A 16,215-nucleotide genomic window follows, 5' to 3' on the forward strand; every position below is an offset into this window, starting at 1 on the left:
GACGGACCCCCCGCCTCTCCCCGTAGAGCAGATGTCGGAGCTGCTCCACGGGCCGAAAGGTGGAACGGATGGGTGTCGAGATCTGTGTGGAAGGGCTGACCAAGTCCTTCGGTCACCAGGTCATCTGGCAGGACGTCTCGCTGACGCTGCCCGCCGGGGAGGTCTCGGTCATGCTCGGCCCCTCGGGCACGGGCAAGTCCGTCTTCCTCAAGACGCTCGTGGGACTGCTGAAGCCGGACCGCGGCTCGGTGAAGGTCGCGGGGCGTGACATCACCAGGCTCCGTGAGCACGAGCTGTACGAGGTGCGGAAGCTCTTCGGCGTGCTGTTCCAGGACGGCGCCCTGTTCGGCTCGATGAACCTGTACGACAACATCGCCTTCCCGCTGCGCGAGCACACCCGCAAGTCCGAGAGCGAGATCCGGCGCATCGTGCTGGAGAAGATGGACATGGTCGGGCTGATCGGCTCGGAGGGGAAGCTGCCCGGCGAGATCTCCGGCGGGATGCGGAAGCGAGCCGGTCTCGCCCGCGCCCTCGTCCTCGACCCCGAGATCATCCTCTTCGACGAACCCGACTCGGGCCTCGACCCGGTACGCGTCGCCTATCTCAACCAGCTCATCGTCGACCTCAACGCCCAGATCGACGCGACCTTCCTGATCGTCACGCACGACATCGCCTCGGCCCGCCAGGTCCCGGACAACATCGGGCTGCTGTTCCGGCGCGAGCTGGTCATGTTCGGGCCGCGTGAGGAGTTGCTGACCAGCGACGAGCCGGTCGTCCGGCAGTTCCTGAACGGCCGGATGCAGGGCCCGATCGGCATGGCGGAGGAGAAGGACGCCGCGCAGGTCGAGCAGGAGCTGGCCGCGCTGGGCGACGGCGACACGACACAGACCCCTGACAGCCAGGCGCTGACTCCCCGCCTGCTGCCGGGGCCGGCCATCACCCGACCGCCCCGATGGGAGGCGATCGCCCGGCACGAGGCCGAGCTGCGTCGCCGGAAGGCGGTGGCGGACGCATGAGACTGTCACCGACCGGAGCGCTGCGGCACTCGGGGAACCTGTTCGCGATGGCGCTGGACGTCGTCCGGACCATGCCCCGAAGGCCGTTCCAGGCAAGGGAGTTCATCCAGCAGGCCTGGTTCGTCGCAAGCGTCACCATTCTTCCCACAGCCCTCGTGTCCATCCCCTTCGGCGCGGTGATCGCGCTGCAGATCGGCAGCCTGACCCGGCAGCTCGGCGCCCAGTCCTTCTCCGGGGCCGCCTCGGTGCTGGCGGTGCTGCGCGAGGCGTCGCCGATCGTCACCGCGCTGCTGATCGCGGGCGCGGGCGGCACGGCGATCTGCGCGGATCTCGGGGCGCGGAAGATCCGCGAGGAGGTCGACGCGATGCAGGTGCTGGGCATCGACCCGATCCACCGGCTGGTCGTGCCCCGCGTGCTGGCGTCGATGGTGGTGGCGGTGCTGCTCAACGGCCTGGTGTCGGTGGTCGGCGTGGCCGGCGGCTACTTCTTCAACGTCGTCCTGCAGCACGGCACGCCCGGCGCCTATCTGGCGTCCTTCACCACCCTGGCCCAGCTCCCCGACCTGTGGGCGGCGGAGATCAAGGCGCTGGTGTTCGGGGCGATCGCGGCCATCGTCGCCTCGTACAAGGGACTCACGGCGAAGGGTGGCCCGAAGGGTGTGGGCGATGCCGTGAACCAGTCGGTGGTGATCACCTTCATGTTGCTGTTCGTGACGAACTTCGTGATGACCGCGGTGTACTTCCAGGTCGTCCCGCAGAGGGGCTGAGGCATGGCAGCGTTGAAGAGTCTGGAGGAGCTGGGCAGCCAGCTGTCCTTCTACGGGCGCTCGCTCGCATGGACGGGCCGCACCCTGCGCCGCTACAAGAAGGAGATCCTGCGGCTGCTCGCCGAGGTGAGTTTCGGGCGCGGTGCCCTCGCGGTCGTGGGCGGCACGGTCGGCGTGATCGCCTTCCTGTCGTTCTTCACCGGCACGGAGGTGGGTCTGCAGGGGTACGCCGCGCTGAACCAGCTCGGCACGTCCAACTTCGTGGCGTTCCTGTCGGCGTACTTCAACACCCGTGAGATCGCCCCGCTGGTGGCCGGGCTGGCGCTGTCCGCGACGGTCGGCGCGGGGTTCACCGCCCAGCTCGGCGCGATGCGGATCAGCGAGGAGACCGACGCCCTCGAAGTGATGGGCGTGCCCTCGCTGCCGTTCCTGGTGACCACCCGGATGATCGCCGGTTTCGTCGCCGTGATCCCGCTGTACGTGATCGGACTGCTGTCCTCGTACTTCGCCGCCCGCACCATCACCACCGGCTACTACGGGCAGTCCGCGGGCACCTACGACCACTACTTCCAGCAGTACCTGCCGCCGGTCGACGTGCTGTGGTCCTTCGGGAAAGTGCTGGTCTTCGCCGTCCTGATCATCCTGGTGCACTGCTTCTACGGCTACTACGCGAGCGGCGGCCCGGCGGGCGTCGGCGTCGCGGTGGGCCGCGCCGTGCGGACTTCGATCGTGGCGATCAACGTCCTTGACTTCTTCCTGTCGCTCGCGATCTGGGGCGCCAGCACGACCGTGAGGATCGCGGGGTGAACCGTATGAGGGTGCTGAGACTGCGGTTGTACGGCGTGGTGTTCATCGCCGTACTCGCACTGCTGCTGTCGCTGTCGGTCGCCGTGTACCAGCAGGTGTTCACCCCGGCCGTACGGATCAGGCTGGAGGCCGACAGCCTGGGCAACCAGCTCGACCCGCGGGCCGACGTCAAGCTGCGCGGGCTGCTGGTCGGCGAGGTGCGCGAGGTGCACGCCGACGGGACCAAGGCGACGCTCGACATCGCGCTCAAGCCGGAGTACGTCCCCGACATCCCCTCCGACGTACGGGCGCGCCTGCTTCCCAAGACGCTGTTCGGCGAGAAGTACGTCGACCTGGTCGCGCCCGCACACTCGGTGGCCCGCCCGATCCGGCCCGGTGATGTCATCACCCAGGACCGCACCCGCGTCGGCATCGAGCTCCAGCAGCTGATGAACGACCTGCTGCCGCTGCTGCGGACCGTGCAGCCCGGCAAGCTCAACGCCACACTCTCCGCCTTCGCCACCGCCCTCGAAGGGCGCGGCGACCGGATCGGCGACAACCTCACGCGCGTGGGGGCCTATCTGCACCGCCTCGATCCTCATCTGCCGTCCATGACCGAGGACTTCGCCCGCCTGGCCGATGTCGCCGAGGTGTACGGTGACGCGGCGCCGGACCTGATGGACATCCTGCGCAACACGGTCACCACCAGCCGCACCGTGGTCGAGCAGCGGGACCGCATCGCGTCCGCGCTCACCACGACGGCCGGCGTGGCGGCCACCGCGGACGACTTCCTCCACGCGAACGGCGACCGGCTGATCACTCTTGGCCGCGTCTCCCGCCCGACGCTGGAGCTCTTCGCCCGCTACTCGCCCGAGTACCCCTGTCTGCTTGCCGGCCTGGTCCACGAGGAGCAGGCCTCCGAGCAGGCGTTCCGGGGCGGCAAGATGCACATCACGCTCGAGGCGGTGCGCCAGCAGGGGGCCTATCAGCCCGGTGAGGAGCCCCGGTACGCCGACCGGTCGGGGCCCAACTGCCGTGACCTGCCGCATCCTTCCGTGCCCGCGCCGGGGGTCCACCTCAACGACGGTTCAACGACCGAGAGTTCGTCCGGTCCGCCCGGCGTCTCCGCCACCCGGGCCGAGCAGCACGCCGTCGGATCGCTCGTGTCCCCCGTGCTGGGCGTGCCCGACGACGAGGTGCCGCCGGTCGCGACGCTGCTGTTCGGACCGATGGCGCGCGGGACGGCGGTGAGTGTCGCATGAGGAGCACAGGCGCCCGGCAGACCACCGCCCCGCTGATCAAGTTCAGCCTCTTCGCGCTGGTGACGATCCTGGCGACGGCGTTGCTCGCCGCCACCATCGTCAACCTCTCCTTCACCCCTGAGCACACGTACCGTGCCGTCTTCAGCGACGTCACCGGCCTGGAGAAGGGCGACGACATCCGGGTCGCCGGGGTACGAGTCGGTGAGGTCGAGGACATCCGGATCAAGGACCGGACACTGGCGGAGGTCACCTTCACAGCCGGCGCGGACCGGCCGCTGCTCATCAGCACCCACGCGGTCATCCGCTACCGGAACCTGGTCGGGCAGCGGTACGTCGCCCTGACCGAGGGTGCGGGCGACGGCACCCGGCTGAAGCCCGGCGCCACCATCCCGCTGTCGCGCACGCAGCCCGCGCTGGACCTCAACGCGCTGCTGAACGGCTTCAAACCGCTGTTCGCCGCGCTCAGCCCGCAGGACGTCAACCAGCTCGCCACCGAGATCGTCAAGACGCTGCAGGGCGAGGGCGGCACGGTCAACAGCCTTCTGCTGCACACCGCTTCGCTCACCACGACGCTGGCCGACCGCGACAAGCTGATCGGCTCGGTGATCGACAACCTGAACACCGTGCTGGCGACACTGGACAAGCGCGGCACCCGCTTCTCCGGGCTGCTCAAGCAGCTTCGGCGGGTGATCTCCGGTCTGTCCGCCGACCGCAAGCCCATCGGGGAGTCACTGGTGGGCATCGGCGACCTGACGGAGGCCACTTCGGGGCTGCTGAAGGACGCGCGGCCACCACTGAAGGACGACATCGCCGGGCTGGCCGGGCTCACCGGAACGCTCAACGACAACGACAAGACCGTGGAGGGCGTGCTGAAGCGGCTGCCTGACAAGCTGAACGCACTGACGGGGGCCGCGTCCTACGGCTCATGGTTCAACTTCTACCTCTGCGACTTCGACGGCCGGATCGTGCTCCCGAAGACGAAGCAGGTACTCGCTCCCGACCTGCATGTGGCGAGGGCGAGGTGCGGATCGTGACCCGCAAGAACCGCCCGGAACCGCTGTTCAAGGTCCGCGTCGAGCCGCCGAAGCTGCTGAGGATACGGCTTCCGAAGGTACGCCTTCCGAAGGTACGGATGCTTCCGCGCCGGGCACCGCGCCCGCAACCCTTGTTCAAGGTGCGCGTCGAGCCACCCAGGCTGCCGCGCATACGGCTCCGCCGCCCCCGCCTGACCCCGTTCCGCGAGCACAATCCCGTGGTGATCGGAGCCGTCGGCCTCACCGTCCTCGCGCTGCTGACGGTGGCCGCGTTCAGCGCCGACAGCCTGCCGTTCATCGGCGGTGGCAGGACGTACAGCGCGGCCTTCACGGAGGCGGGCGGCCTCAAGCCCGGCGACGAGGTGCGGATCGCCGGGGTGAAGGTCGGCAAGGTCGAGGACGTGGACCTGGACGGCGACCACGTCAAGGTCACCTTCAAGGTCAAGGGCGATCCGAGGTTCGGCACCGGGACCGGCGCGTCCATCCGGGTCAAGACGATCCTCGGCGCGAAGTACCTCGCGCTGTGCCCCAAGGGGCCGGGGCAGTTGAAGCCCGGCAGCGAGATCCCGCTGGGGCGGACGGTCGCGGCGTACGACGTCGTGCAGGCGTTCAGCGATCTGACCACCACGTCGGAGAAGGTCGACACCGCCCGGCTGGCGCAGGCCCTGGACACGATCTCCACCACCTTCCAGGACTCGCCCGCCGAAGTGCGCGCGTCCATCAAGGGCCTGTCGAGGATCTCCCGGACGGTGGCCTCGCGCGACAAGGCCCTGAGCACACTCCTGCGTCACGCCAACGGCACCACAGGCGTGCTGGCCGACCGCTCCGAGGACTTCACCGCCCTGGTCAAGGACGGCGACAAGCTGTTCACGGAGATCAGCAAGCGGCGCACGGCGATCCACAAGCTGCTGAAGACCTCCGCCGTACTCGGCATCGAGCTCTCCGGCCTGGTCGACGACAACAACAAGGAGATCGGGCCCGCGCTCGAAGGGCTGAAGGGTGTGGTGCAGATGCTCGAACGCAACCAGTCCAGCCTCGACCGGAGCGTCAAGCTGCTCGCGCCGTACGTGCGGGTCTTCACCAACACCCTCGGCAACGGCCGCTGGTTCGACTCCTACGTCCAGAACCTGGTCGCCGCTCCGGTGGGGCCTCAGACGGGAGGCACGCGGTGAAGAGCCTGAAGAGACGGCTGGCCCTGCTCACCGCGCTCGCCCTCGTCACCGCGCTCACCTACGGGCTGTGGCCCCGGCCGGAGCCGGTGCGCGTCACCGCGTACTTTCCGCGCACCGTCGGCATCTACCCCGGCTCGGACGTCCGCGTCCTCGGCGTGCGGATCGGCGAGGTCAAGAAGATCAAGCCCGAGGGCGACCGGGTGCGGGTGGAGCTGGAGTACGGCCAAGGGCGGAAGGTCCCCGCCGACGCCAAGGCCGCGATCATCAACTCATCGGTGGTCAGCGACCGTTACGTACAACTGCTGCCGGTGTACCGGAAAGGTCCCGTGCTGCGAAGCGGTGCTGTCATCCCCGAGTCGCGCACCGCCGTACCGGTCGAGCTGGACCGCATCTTCGACAGCTTGCACACCACGGCCGACGCTCTCGGCCCGAAAGGCGCCGACAAGGACGGTTCCCTGTCGCGGCTGCTCGGGGTGAGCGCGGACAACCTCGACGGTCAGGGCGAGAACCTCCATCAGACGGTCCACGACCTCTCGGGGGCGGTCACGACGCTGTCCGACGGCCGCACCGACCTGTTCGGCACGGTGCGGCACCTGCAGGTGTTCACGGCGGCACTCGCCGCCGACGACAAGAGCGTGCGGTCCTTCGACACCAGCCTTGCCCAGGTCGCGAAGCAGCTCGCGGGCGAGCGCAAGGACCTCGCGGACGCGCTCACGAACCTGGGAACGGCGCTCGGTGACGTGTCCGCCTTCGTGAAGAAGAACAAGAAGTCGCTGACCACGGACGTGAAGGGCCTCGGCAAGGTGACCAAGGTGCTCGTCGCCCAACGCGCCGCACTCGACGAGCTCTTGCGTGTCGCCCCCACGGGCCTGTCCAACCTGAACGACGCCTACAACCCTTCCGCCGGCACCCTCGACACCCGCAACAACGCCCAGCAGGCACAGGACCCGGCCTCGCTGCTGTGCTCCGTGCTGAAGACGACCGGCGACGAGGGCGGCAAGAACCCCGACTGCAAGGAGCTGAAGAAACTCTTCGACTCCCTGCCCGAGCCGCCGCAGGGCTCCGCGGTGCCGGGCACGGTCGACCGGACGCTCGGCGGGATCTTGGGGGCGAGCGCATGAGCGTACGACGCATGGGCGGGGTCATCACCTGGGCGGCGGTCGGTTCGCTGATGCTGTCCGGCTGCGAGTTCAACGGCTGGTACGACGTCCCGCTGCCCGGCGGAGCCGCCGCGGACGGCCGCGCGTACCACGTCACCGTCGAGTTCCGCGATGTCCTCGACCTGGTGCCGCAGTCGGCGGTGAAGGTCGACGACGTCACCGTGGGCGCGGTCGAGAAGGTACAGCTGGACGGCTGGCACGCGCGCGTACGGCTGCGGGTCGCCGACTCGGTGAAGCTGCCCGCCAACGCGGTCGCCGAGCTGCGGCAGACCAGTCTCCTCGGCGAGAAGTACGTGGCTCTGGCCGCTCCGACCGGCACGGCGGCCGTGGGCCGGCTCCGCGACGGCGACCGCATCCCGCTGTCCCGCAGCGGCCGCAACCCGGAGGTCGAGGAGGTGCTGTCCGCGCTGTCCGCCCTGCTCAACGGCGGCGGGGTGGCCCAGCTCAAGACGATCACCGTGGAGCTGAACAAGGCCCTCGACGGCCGGGAGAGCCGGGTGAGGTCCCTGCTGAAGGAACTGGACACGTTCATCGGCGGTCTGGACGGCCGGCGGAAGGACATCGTCCGCGCGATCAAGGCCGTCGACCGGCTCGCGGGGCGGCTCGGGAAGGAGAAGAAGACCATCGCCAAGGCCGTCGACACGATGCCGCCCGCCCTGAAGGTCCTCGCCGACCAGCGACGCGATCTGACGAAGATGCTCACCGCCCTGTCGAAGCTCGGCACGACGGGCACCAAGGTGGTCACCGCCTCGCACGACGACACGGTCGCGAACCTCAAGAAGCTCCGGCCGATCCTGCAACAGCTGAACAAGTCGGGCAATGATCTGCCCAACTCCCTTGAGTTGCTGACCACTTACCCGTTCCCCCGCAATGCCACCGCCGCCGTCAAGGGCGACTACGTCAACCTCCACATCACCGCCGACCTGGACCTGACGGACCTCTACGGGAACACGACGGGCGGCAACTTCGGCCACGGCAAGGGGGGTTCCCCGGCGCCCGGCACCCCCGACGCGCCGCACCTCCCGGACCTGCCGAGCGTCCCGGCGCCGACCCCGCTGCCGAGCACACCGAGCCTGCCGTCGTCACCCCCGGTGCCGTCGGCTCCGTCGGCTCCGTCGGGCGGCGGCGGGAGCGGCGGGCCGTTGTGCCCGCCGGTGTGCACCAGCAGCTACACCTCCGGCGCGAAGCCGCCCGAGGGGATCGACCTCGCACTCGCCGAGCTGATGCTGAAGGGGGTCCAGCCGTGATCACTCGTACGGTCAAGGCGCAGCTGCTCGCGTTCGCCACGGTCACCGCCGTCGGGGTGTCGTACGTCGGCGCCGAGTACACCGGCCTGGTGGACGACGTGCTGGACCGCGGCTACACGGTGCGGGCCGACTTCGCCGACTCCGGGGGTGTCTTCACCGGCGCAGAGGTCACCTACCGCGGGGTGCCCGTGGGCCGCGTCGGGGCACTGCGGCTGACCGGTGCCGACGGTGTCTCGGTCGCCCTCGACATCGGCGACGGGGCACCGCGCATCCCGGCGGACACCCTCGCCGTGGTGGCGAACCGTTCGGCGGTGGGCGAGCAGTACGTCGATCTGCAGCCGCGCACGTCCAAGGGTCCGTATCTCCTGGACGGCAGCACCATCCCGCGCGGCAGCACCCGTGTGCCACTGCCCACGACGGACCTGGTCCTCAGCCTGGACCGGCTCGTGAACTCGGTCGACAAGGACGACCTGCGGGTCACCGTCGACGAGTTGGGCAAGGCCTTCTCCGGCACCGGACCGGACCTGAGCCGGATGGTGGACTCGGGCAACGCGCTCGTCGAGTCGGCGTCCGCGTCGCTGCCGGAGACGATCTCGCTGATCGAGGACTCACGGAAAGTCCTCAAGACGCAGGCGGACCAGGGTTCGCCCATCAAGTCGTTCGCGCACGACCTGGCGGCGCTGACCGCACGGTTGAAGTCCAGCGACGGGGATCTGCGCAAGCTGATCGGCAACGCCACACCGGCCGCGCAGGAGGTCAACTCGCTGCTGAAGTCGACCGGGCCACAGCTGTCGGTCCTGCTGGCCAACCTGATCAGCGGCGGCCAGGTCACGCTGGCCCACCTGCCCGGCGTGGAGCAGGCTCTCGTCACCTTTCCGGCGCTGGTCTCGGGCAGCTACACGGTCGTCCCGGGCGACGGCACCACCCACTTCGGACTGGTGGTGAACGCCGGTGACCCGCCGCCGTGCACCCAGGGGTACGGCACGGCACGGCGGGACCCCGCCGACACGAGCACGCGCGAGGCGAACACCGACGCACACTGCACGGCCCCACACGGCGGCAAGACGTCGGTGCGGGGCGCGCAGAACGCTCCCGGCGCGCAGGCCGCGTCCGGCGGCGCGAAACAGACGGCGTACACCACGCCGTACGACCCGGAGACCGGCACCGCGACCGGCCCGGACGGAAGGCCCGTCGAGATCGGCTCGACGGGCGGCCAGCAGACGGTGTTCGGAAAGGAGTCGTGGCAATGGCTGCTCGTCGGTCCCATGGCGTGAACATGAGGTTGCCCAGGATGAACGGGAGGGCGTGGACAGTCGGCCTCGCCGTGGCGACCGTCCTCACCACCGCGGCCGCCCTCTGGCTGAGTCTCCGCCTCCACCAGCAGGACGAGACGGAGCAGCGGCGCCAGGAGGTCCTGGGGGCGGCCCGCCAGTCGGCGCTGAACTTCACCTCGCTCGACTACCGGCATTACGGCCGGGACAGCGCGGACGTGCTGAGAAGCGCCACCGGCAGCTTCAAGAGGCAGTTCACGGCCCAGACGGCGGAGCTGACCAAGCTCGTCGCCGCGAACAAGTCGGTGTCCGAGGGCCAGGTCCTCGACGCCGGCATCGTCCGGTCCGACGCCCACTCGGCCCGCGTCCTGGTGGTCGCCGACAGCAAGGTGACCAACACCGCCGTGCCCCAGGGGCAGGCGCGCACCTATCGGCTGCAGCTCGACCTGGTGCACCGGGGCGGGCGCTGGCTGACCTCCGACGTCGAGTTCGTGGGCTGACCGACACCAGCCGACAGCCACCAGTAGTGAGGAGCACGACCATGGGGAACGCGACTTCCCGAGGCCGCACCACCGGCTCGCCCGCCCGCCGGACGATGACCGCGGCCGCCCGCGCGGCGGCCAAGCGCGCCAAGCGGACGGAGCACGTGAAGCGGCCCGAGGGACCCCTCTCCCCCGAGGCACCGCTCTCAGGGCCGACCATGCTGGTCGAGCCGTCGGCGGACGGCTGGGACGACCCGCCGGAGCCGTCGCCGCAATGCGTGGAGCAGGACCCGGAGTCCCTGGCGGAGCCGGAGGGCAGCGCGCCCCCGCAGCGCTCCGCCCGGCGGCGGCTCACCGCGGTACTCGGTGTCCTCCTCGTGGCGGGTCTGGTCGCGGTCGCGGTGCTCGGGTGGCAGTACACGCAGGGGCGGAGGACCGAGGACGCTCGGGCGGAGGCGCTCATGGCCGCGCGGAAGGCGGCGCCGGTCGTGCTGTCGTACGACTACCGGCATCTGGACCGGGATTTCGCCCGTGCCCGTGACCGTCTGACCGGGCACTTCCGTGACGAGTACCGGAAGACCACGACGCGTGTGGTCGGGCCGACGGCCAGGAAGTACCACGCGGTGGTGAAGGCGACGGTGGCCGAACCCGCGAGCGGCGGCAGCCCCGCGGCCTCCGTCGTGTCGGCCTCGGCGGACAAGGCCGTGGTCCTGCTCTTCGTCAACCAGGTCACCGAGAGCACCCAGGTCTCGGGCTCCCGTCTGGATCTGAACCGGGTCCGGATGACGATGACCCACGCGTCCGCAGGCTGGAAGGTGAGTGACGTCGACGCACTGTGAACCGCCCTCTTCGGCTGCGCCCCCGTGCTGCCCGCGCGGGGGCGCCTTTTGCGTCGTCTTGTTGCACCGGTCGTGAATTTTCACGCCGCCTGCTCGGACAGACCTACCTGGTGTACTACGACGGACTGGTGACGGACCCGCAGTACGCGCCCGAGCTGCTGCCACCGCTGGTCTCCGAGCACGCGGCGCACTCGCACCGGGCCGTCAGTCCCCTTCCCACAGGCGGGACCGCCGGCTACGCCTCACCCGCAACGCGCACAGGGGTACGCGCACGTTGCGGGTCCTACACGGGGCGCGCGAGTGCGTGGCGCTCAGAGTGCTGGTCGAGCGGCCAGACCGCGGGACTGATCGACTCAGCCGCCGCTCTTACGCCTGAACGACCGCTGGCTCGCAGCCGGGCCGTGCGCCGCACGCACCTTCGACGCATCGGAGTTGGCGGCCACATCAGCGGCATCCGCCTGCACACCGCGCTTGCGCGCCAGGGCTTCGCGGAACTTGCGCTTGAGGTCGTAGTTGCCGTCGCTGTCCGGCGGGGATAGGCAGCCACAGATTGTCATGCCGGGCGCGGTGCGGGGCCCACCAGCAACATCTTCCTGCTCCGTTTCGGCAGGTATGCCTCTCGCGGCCACAGCATCGTGATGATCCAGAAGCAGACAGTGACCTCCGGCACTTTGTTCCAGCTCGACCGGTGGCCCGAGGACGCCTGGCGCCGGCCGATGAGGCCGCCAGGGTCTCTGATGTCTCGTATGCCATGAGGCCTGACGGTGTCACGGAGCCCGTGCTCCGCAAGAGCGTGATCGGCGGCGGCCTCAGGAGAGGCGCCGCCGATCACGTCCCTCAGCGCATATCCGTGAGGAGGGTGTTGAGTCCGGCCTCCTGCTGTGCCGGCGACATCGGCGGGTTCGGGTGGTCGATGCCGAAGGTCTTCAGGACCTGGTCCATCTGAGCGTCGAGGAACGTCCAGCCGGTGTTGTCCAGCGGCTGCAACGAGGCTTGGTCGGCATCCCAGAGATCGCGCAGGGACTGGGCGGCGGCGTGGGCCCCGGTCGCGTTGCCCGACCGTGCGTCCTTGAGCGAGGTCGATGCGAGCTTCCTGAGTGCCTCGACCTTCGCGGGCGGGAACTTCTTCACGGCCTGGCCAGGCGCGAGTCGAACGGTGGAGGTGGCGTCTTTCTCCGGCGCCGGGCCGACGTGCGGCTGGCTGTGAGCCCAGACCAGCAGGCCCCCCGTGGCGACGGCGAGGAGGCCGAAGCCCGCCAGCGCGATACGCTCCCTCTGCGGGTTGGCGGTGCCCTGCTGGGTGTGCGTAGCGTCGTAGGTCTCGGTCACGTCGGAGCGCGTCACCGTCAGGTAGATGACAGTCGCCAGGATCAGGCCAAGGAAGATCAGGCTGGTGGTGAAGGTGCCCAGCGCAAGACCGGTCGGGTCGCCCGGGCTCTGAGCGACCTTCGGGGAGGCGAGCCAGTCTCCGATGTTCGCCCCGAGCGGGCGGGTCAGGATGTAGGCGAGCCAGAAGGACAGCACCGGGTTCGCGCCGAACCTCCACAGCAGCGTGACCGCCGCGATGAGACCGAGCGGCAGCACGACCGAGACTCCCGGGCTCCAGCCGGTGAGCTCCAGGGTCCAGTCGCCGGTCGCGGTGCCGAGCGCGAACGTGACGAGAACGGCGAGCCAATAGAACGACTCACGCGGCAGCGTCGTGACCGAGTGGATGGAGAGGGTACGCTCGCGCAGCCACCACACGCCGAAGACCACGGCGAGCAGGACCGAGAACACGGCGGAGCTGATCCACAGCGGTACGTTGAGCTGGTCGGTCAGGATGTCGGTGTACAGCGTGCCCGTGACGCTGACAACGACCACGGTCAGCCAGTACGGGAACGGGACGTACCGCTTCAGCCGTAGCTGGACGCCCAGGACCACGACGAACACCGCGGTGAAGATCCAGGCCGTGTTCACCAGGCCGACGCCCAGCTTCATGTTGATCCAGTCGGCGAAACTTTCACCGACGGTCGTGCACAGGATCTTGATCACCCAGAACCAGACGGTGACCTCGGGAACCTTGTTCAGTATCAGCCGCCCACTGCGGTGCGTGCGGGCCTCGCTCGTCGTTGTCATACGGCGATGTTGGCTCGGCCAACCTGCACATAACCTGACTACGCGATCGCCTCCGGCGCGGGGAAGGTCACCTCGACGCGACCGTGACCGGCCGCGACAGCACGGACCGCCACTCCCGCGGACGCGGCGAGACGCCTTACCACGGCCAGCCCCAACCCGTGCCCGTCGCCGCTGGTCACGCCCGCTTCGAAGACCCGGTCGACCTCCGCCGGATCGAACCCCGGGCCGTCGTCGAGGACATCGATCACGACGCCCTGGGGCTGGACGCGCCCCGTGACCCAGACGCGTGAACTCGCATGCCGCAGGCCGGTCTCCAAGAGGGGTGACAACACAGCGACGACGAGTTCGGTTGCCACAGCGACGTCGACGTCGGCCGGAATGGCGAGTTCGATGGAGCGACCGGCGATCGCCTGTCGCGCCGCCGCCCTGAGATCGCAGCGGGTACCGCCGTCGATCCGTGTCCGGGCGGCACCCAGAATCGTCGTGATCGCCGTGTTCAGGCGGTCGACCTCGCGGCCTTCCGTTCGAGTCGATGGGGGCCCTCAGGTCCTGATCATCGGCGACGGCGGTGTGCCGTCTCGTGCCCGGCGACACACAGCAGGTCGAGGTCTCGGCGAACAGGGCACCGCGGTCGCAGAAGACGTCGATGCACCGGGCCGCACCGAGCCAGGTCCGAACCGGCCCACACGCAGTGAAGGCCCGGTGGACACCGGGCCTTCACATCTGAGTAGCGGGGACAGGATTTGAACCTGCGACCTCTGGGTTATGAGCCCAGCGAGCTACCGAGCTGCTCCACCCCGCGTCGGTACGGTGAACTGTACGGCATCGACCGGGATCGACCCAATCGACTTTCCCCTGGGCTCGGACTGAGCCGATGGCCCACCGGGTCGGAGTCCCGCACGACGACCTCCACCGAGCGAGCTGTGGTGCTTGATCAGCGAACTGGACCCTAGCGGTCTTCGCGCCGCGGACCGTGCCAGTCCAGGACGAGGACAGTGGCGTCGTCCCTGAGATTTCCCCGACAGGCGTCCAGCACCGCGGTGGTCAGGCGGCGCACCGCTTCCCTGGGATGTGAGGCCCGGGTGTCCCACACGAGGGATGCCAGGTCGACGGCTCCGGCGCCGCGTTCCTGCATGCCGTCGGTGAGCAGGATCAGACGGTCGCCGGGGAGAAGCTGGAGTTCCTGGACATGGTAAGAGGTGAGGGCTGCCACGCCGAAGGGGAGGTTGACTGCGAGGTCGACCTCTTCGACCTCGGTGGCGCCTTTGCGTAGGCGCAGGGGCCGGGGATGCCCTGCGTTGACCAGTTCACAGGTCCCCGTTGTGAGGCCGATGCACAGCAACTGGCCGGTGGCCAGGCCGCGGCTGTGGGCCAGCAGGGCGTCGTGGGCGTGTTGCGCCTGCTGGAGTGCGTCACAGCCGCTGCGGCGGGCGCCGCGCATCGCGCCGACCAGGAGCGTGGCGAGCAGGGCGGAGTTGGTGTCGTGTCCCATGGCGTCGGTGATGGACAGGTGCAGTGTGTCGCGATCGAGGGTGTAGTCGTAGGTGTCCCCGCCGATGTCGTCGGCAGGCACCAGCCCTGCCGCGAGGGTGAACTGAGGAGCCTCGCAGCAGGAGGCCGAGGGAAGCAGTTGGTGCTGGATCTCGGCGGCCAGGCTGGTCTGGGTGGTGCGTCGGCCCGCGTGGTACAGATCGGTGAAACGGCGGTCCGTGACGATGATGTAGGCCAGTGCGTGCGCCGCGTCTTCGATCTGCGCGAGCACGGTGTCGTCGGCGTTCTGCAGCGTCGCCTCCAACAGACCGATACAGTCGCCGCGGTTGGTCACCGGCGAGATGACGCGCCGCCCGCCCTGGCCGTCCGGTTCCACGCACTGGCGCTGGCTGCGCAGGACCGCGTCGTAGACACTGCCCTCCAGGTCGATCCACTCGGCAGCGCCCTCCATGTCGTCCTCGGCCTGTGTGGTCAGGCGCACCAACCGCCGGCCCACGAGGTCGACGAACAGGAACGACACACGCTCCGCCCCGAAGCGCTTGCGCAGGTCATGCGCAAGTACCTCGACGGACTCCCCGGGGGGTGCCGCCTCAGCGGCGGCCAGAAGCTGCCCCAGTTCCAGATCCCCGCCACCCATGGCAACCTCCTATCGGTTGCTGCTCCTTCTTCCCCCGGTTCGCCCCCCATTCACCCCCTGCATCCATCACGCCCGCTCGCGCGTGTGTCTTCCGGCGGGGTCCGGTTGACGCGTCGAGCCCGCCTGAGCCACGGAACGGCGGTGCGGTTTCTCAGCCGCCTCGTCCGTCGGCGGTGCATCGCTTGCTTCGGGTTCGGGCGTTCCGATCAGGCTGATGTGTTCGACCGAGGCTTGCCGCTCTCGGCACGCAGTTGCTCGTTGATGCGCTGCGCCTCTTCGAGCTGGTCTTCGAGGACGACGATGCGGCAGGCGGCCTCTATGGCGGTGCCCTGGTCGACGAGTTCGCGGGCACGGGCGGCGATGCGGAGCTGGTATCGGGAATAGCGGCGATGGCCGCCATCGGAGCGCAGCGGGGTGATCAGACGGTGTTCACCGAGGGCGCGGAGGAAGGCGGGGGTGGTGCCGAGCATCTCGGCGGCCCGGCCCATGGTGTAGGCGGGGTAGTCGTCATCATCGAGAGGGCCGACGGGACGGGAACCGGCAGGCGGCATAGACCTCTTCTTTCGGGGACGCGTCGGGGGGCCCGGGTGCCAGTACGGCACCCGGGCCCCGAGCTTTCAACACCATCTACCGGCGCACTGCGCCGGCCTTCTTTTTCCGCAGGTACCGCCTGGGAGGGCGGGGTTGCGGGGATCGTGAATGCGTGACCGGGGACCACCTTCCAATCCGGGGCCTTGCGGTACCCGGGCGGACTGCTTCCTCGCCCGGGCGATCCTGATGGCGTTCTGCTCCTCACCTTTCGATGGCGCGGATACCGCAGGTGCTGCTCACAGCCCCACCGGGGCCGTGTCCTTCTGGGTCTACCTGCACAGCAGTTCGTGCCTGCTGTGCCCACTTGGACTTCTGGGTACGCAGACCACGCTAACCCCGCAACGG

Annotated in this window: 16 protein-coding genes and 1 tRNA gene; 11 read left to right on the top strand and 6 right to left on the bottom strand. The window is 69.3% G+C overall.

Annotated features, from left to right (window positions below; all coding sequences use genetic code 11):
* Nucleotides 1-68 precede the first annotated feature (68 nt).
* The 11 genes from IO33_RS0128935 to IO33_RS0128985 all read left to right on the top strand — a co-directional run bounded on the left by IO33_RS0128935 (nt 69) and on the right by IO33_RS0128985 (nt 11,036).
* On the top strand, nt 69-1,016 hold the full coding sequence (locus IO33_RS0128935; RefSeq protein ID WP_031170306.1) for an ABC transporter ATP-binding protein: 948 nt from the start codon (nt 69-71) through the stop codon (nt 1,014-1,016).
* A complete protein-coding gene (locus IO33_RS0128940) occupies nt 1,013-1,783 on the top strand; it encodes an MlaE family ABC transporter permease (RefSeq protein ID WP_031170307.1) in 771 nt (256 codons plus the stop codon). Before IO33_RS0128935 ends, IO33_RS0128940 begins: the two co-directional genes overlap by 4 nt.
* Before the next feature lie 3 nt (nt 1,784-1,786).
* A complete protein-coding gene (locus IO33_RS0128945) occupies nt 1,787-2,590 on the top strand; it encodes an MlaE family ABC transporter permease (protein ID WP_031170309.1) in 804 nt (267 codons plus the stop codon).
* Nucleotides 2,591-2,595: 5 nt separating this feature from the next.
* A complete protein-coding gene (locus IO33_RS0128950; protein ID WP_031170310.1) occupies nt 2,596-3,831 on the top strand; it encodes an MCE family protein in 1,236 nt (411 codons plus the stop codon).
* Complete coding sequence (locus IO33_RS0128955) at nt 3,828-4,865, top strand: MCE family protein (protein WP_031170311.1); 1,038 nt, start codon at nt 3,828-3,830, stop codon at nt 4,863-4,865. Before IO33_RS0128950 ends, IO33_RS0128955 begins: the two co-directional genes overlap by 4 nt.
* A 191-nt stretch (nt 4,866-5,056) precedes the next feature.
* Nucleotides 5,057-6,037, top strand: a complete 981-nt coding sequence (locus tag IO33_RS0128960) for an MCE family protein (RefSeq protein ID WP_031170312.1) — start codon at nt 5,057-5,059, stop codon at nt 6,035-6,037.
* Complete coding sequence (locus IO33_RS0128965) at nt 6,034-7,158, top strand: MCE family protein (protein WP_245235910.1); 1,125 nt, start codon at nt 6,034-6,036, stop codon at nt 7,156-7,158. The genes IO33_RS0128960 and IO33_RS0128965 overlap by 4 nt, the downstream gene beginning before the upstream one ends.
* A complete protein-coding gene (locus tag IO33_RS0128970; RefSeq protein ID WP_031170316.1) occupies nt 7,155-8,444 on the top strand; it encodes an MCE family protein in 1,290 nt (429 codons plus the stop codon). The genes IO33_RS0128965 and IO33_RS0128970 overlap by 4 nt, the downstream gene beginning before the upstream one ends.
* Complete coding sequence (locus tag IO33_RS0128975) at nt 8,441-9,718, top strand: MCE family protein (RefSeq protein WP_031170317.1); 1,278 nt, start codon at nt 8,441-8,443, stop codon at nt 9,716-9,718. Before IO33_RS0128970 ends, IO33_RS0128975 begins: the two co-directional genes overlap by 4 nt.
* A gap of 17 nt (nt 9,719-9,735) precedes the next feature.
* On the top strand, nt 9,736-10,215 hold the full coding sequence (locus tag IO33_RS0128980; protein WP_245235911.1) for a hypothetical protein: 480 nt from the start codon (nt 9,736-9,738) through the stop codon (nt 10,213-10,215).
* 41 nt (nt 10,216-10,256) lie between these two features.
* Complete coding sequence (locus IO33_RS0128985) at nt 10,257-11,036, top strand: hypothetical protein (RefSeq protein WP_031170321.1); 780 nt, start codon at nt 10,257-10,259, stop codon at nt 11,034-11,036.
* Nucleotides 11,037-11,389: 353 nt separating this feature from the next.
* On the opposite strand, the gene IO33_RS0128990 is transcribed toward IO33_RS0128985, so the two are convergent.
* The 6 genes from IO33_RS0128990 to IO33_RS0129015 form a co-directional block, all read right to left on the bottom strand.
* Nucleotides 11,390-11,593, bottom strand: a complete 204-nt coding sequence (locus IO33_RS0128990; protein WP_031170324.1) for a DUF5302 domain-containing protein — start codon at nt 11,591-11,593, stop codon at nt 11,390-11,392.
* 280 nt (nt 11,594-11,873) lie between these two features.
* A complete protein-coding gene (locus tag IO33_RS0128995; RefSeq protein WP_031170326.1) occupies nt 11,874-13,151 on the bottom strand; it encodes a COG4705 family protein in 1,278 nt (425 codons plus the stop codon).
* A gap of 38 nt (nt 13,152-13,189) precedes the next feature.
* A complete protein-coding gene (locus IO33_RS52790; protein ID WP_245235912.1) occupies nt 13,190-13,480 on the bottom strand; it encodes an ATP-binding protein in 291 nt (96 codons plus the stop codon).
* A 399-nt stretch (nt 13,481-13,879) separates the two neighbouring features.
* Nucleotides 13,880-13,953, bottom strand: a tRNA-Met gene (locus tag IO33_RS0129005).
* A 147-nt stretch (nt 13,954-14,100) separates the two neighbouring features.
* Entirely contained in the window at nt 14,101-15,279 is a 1,179-nt protein-coding gene (locus IO33_RS0129010) for a PP2C family protein-serine/threonine phosphatase (RefSeq protein WP_031170328.1), read from the bottom strand.
* Nucleotides 15,280-15,485: 206 nt separating this feature from the next.
* Complete coding sequence (locus IO33_RS0129015) at nt 15,486-15,830, bottom strand: MerR family transcriptional regulator (protein ID WP_031170330.1); 345 nt, start codon at nt 15,828-15,830, stop codon at nt 15,486-15,488.
* Nucleotides 15,831-16,215: the final 385 nt, after the last annotated feature.

The organism is Streptomyces durhamensis (genome assembly GCF_000725475.1).
GTDB classification, from domain to species: Bacteria; Actinomycetota; Actinomycetes; order Streptomycetales; family Streptomycetaceae; genus Streptomyces; species Streptomyces filipinensis.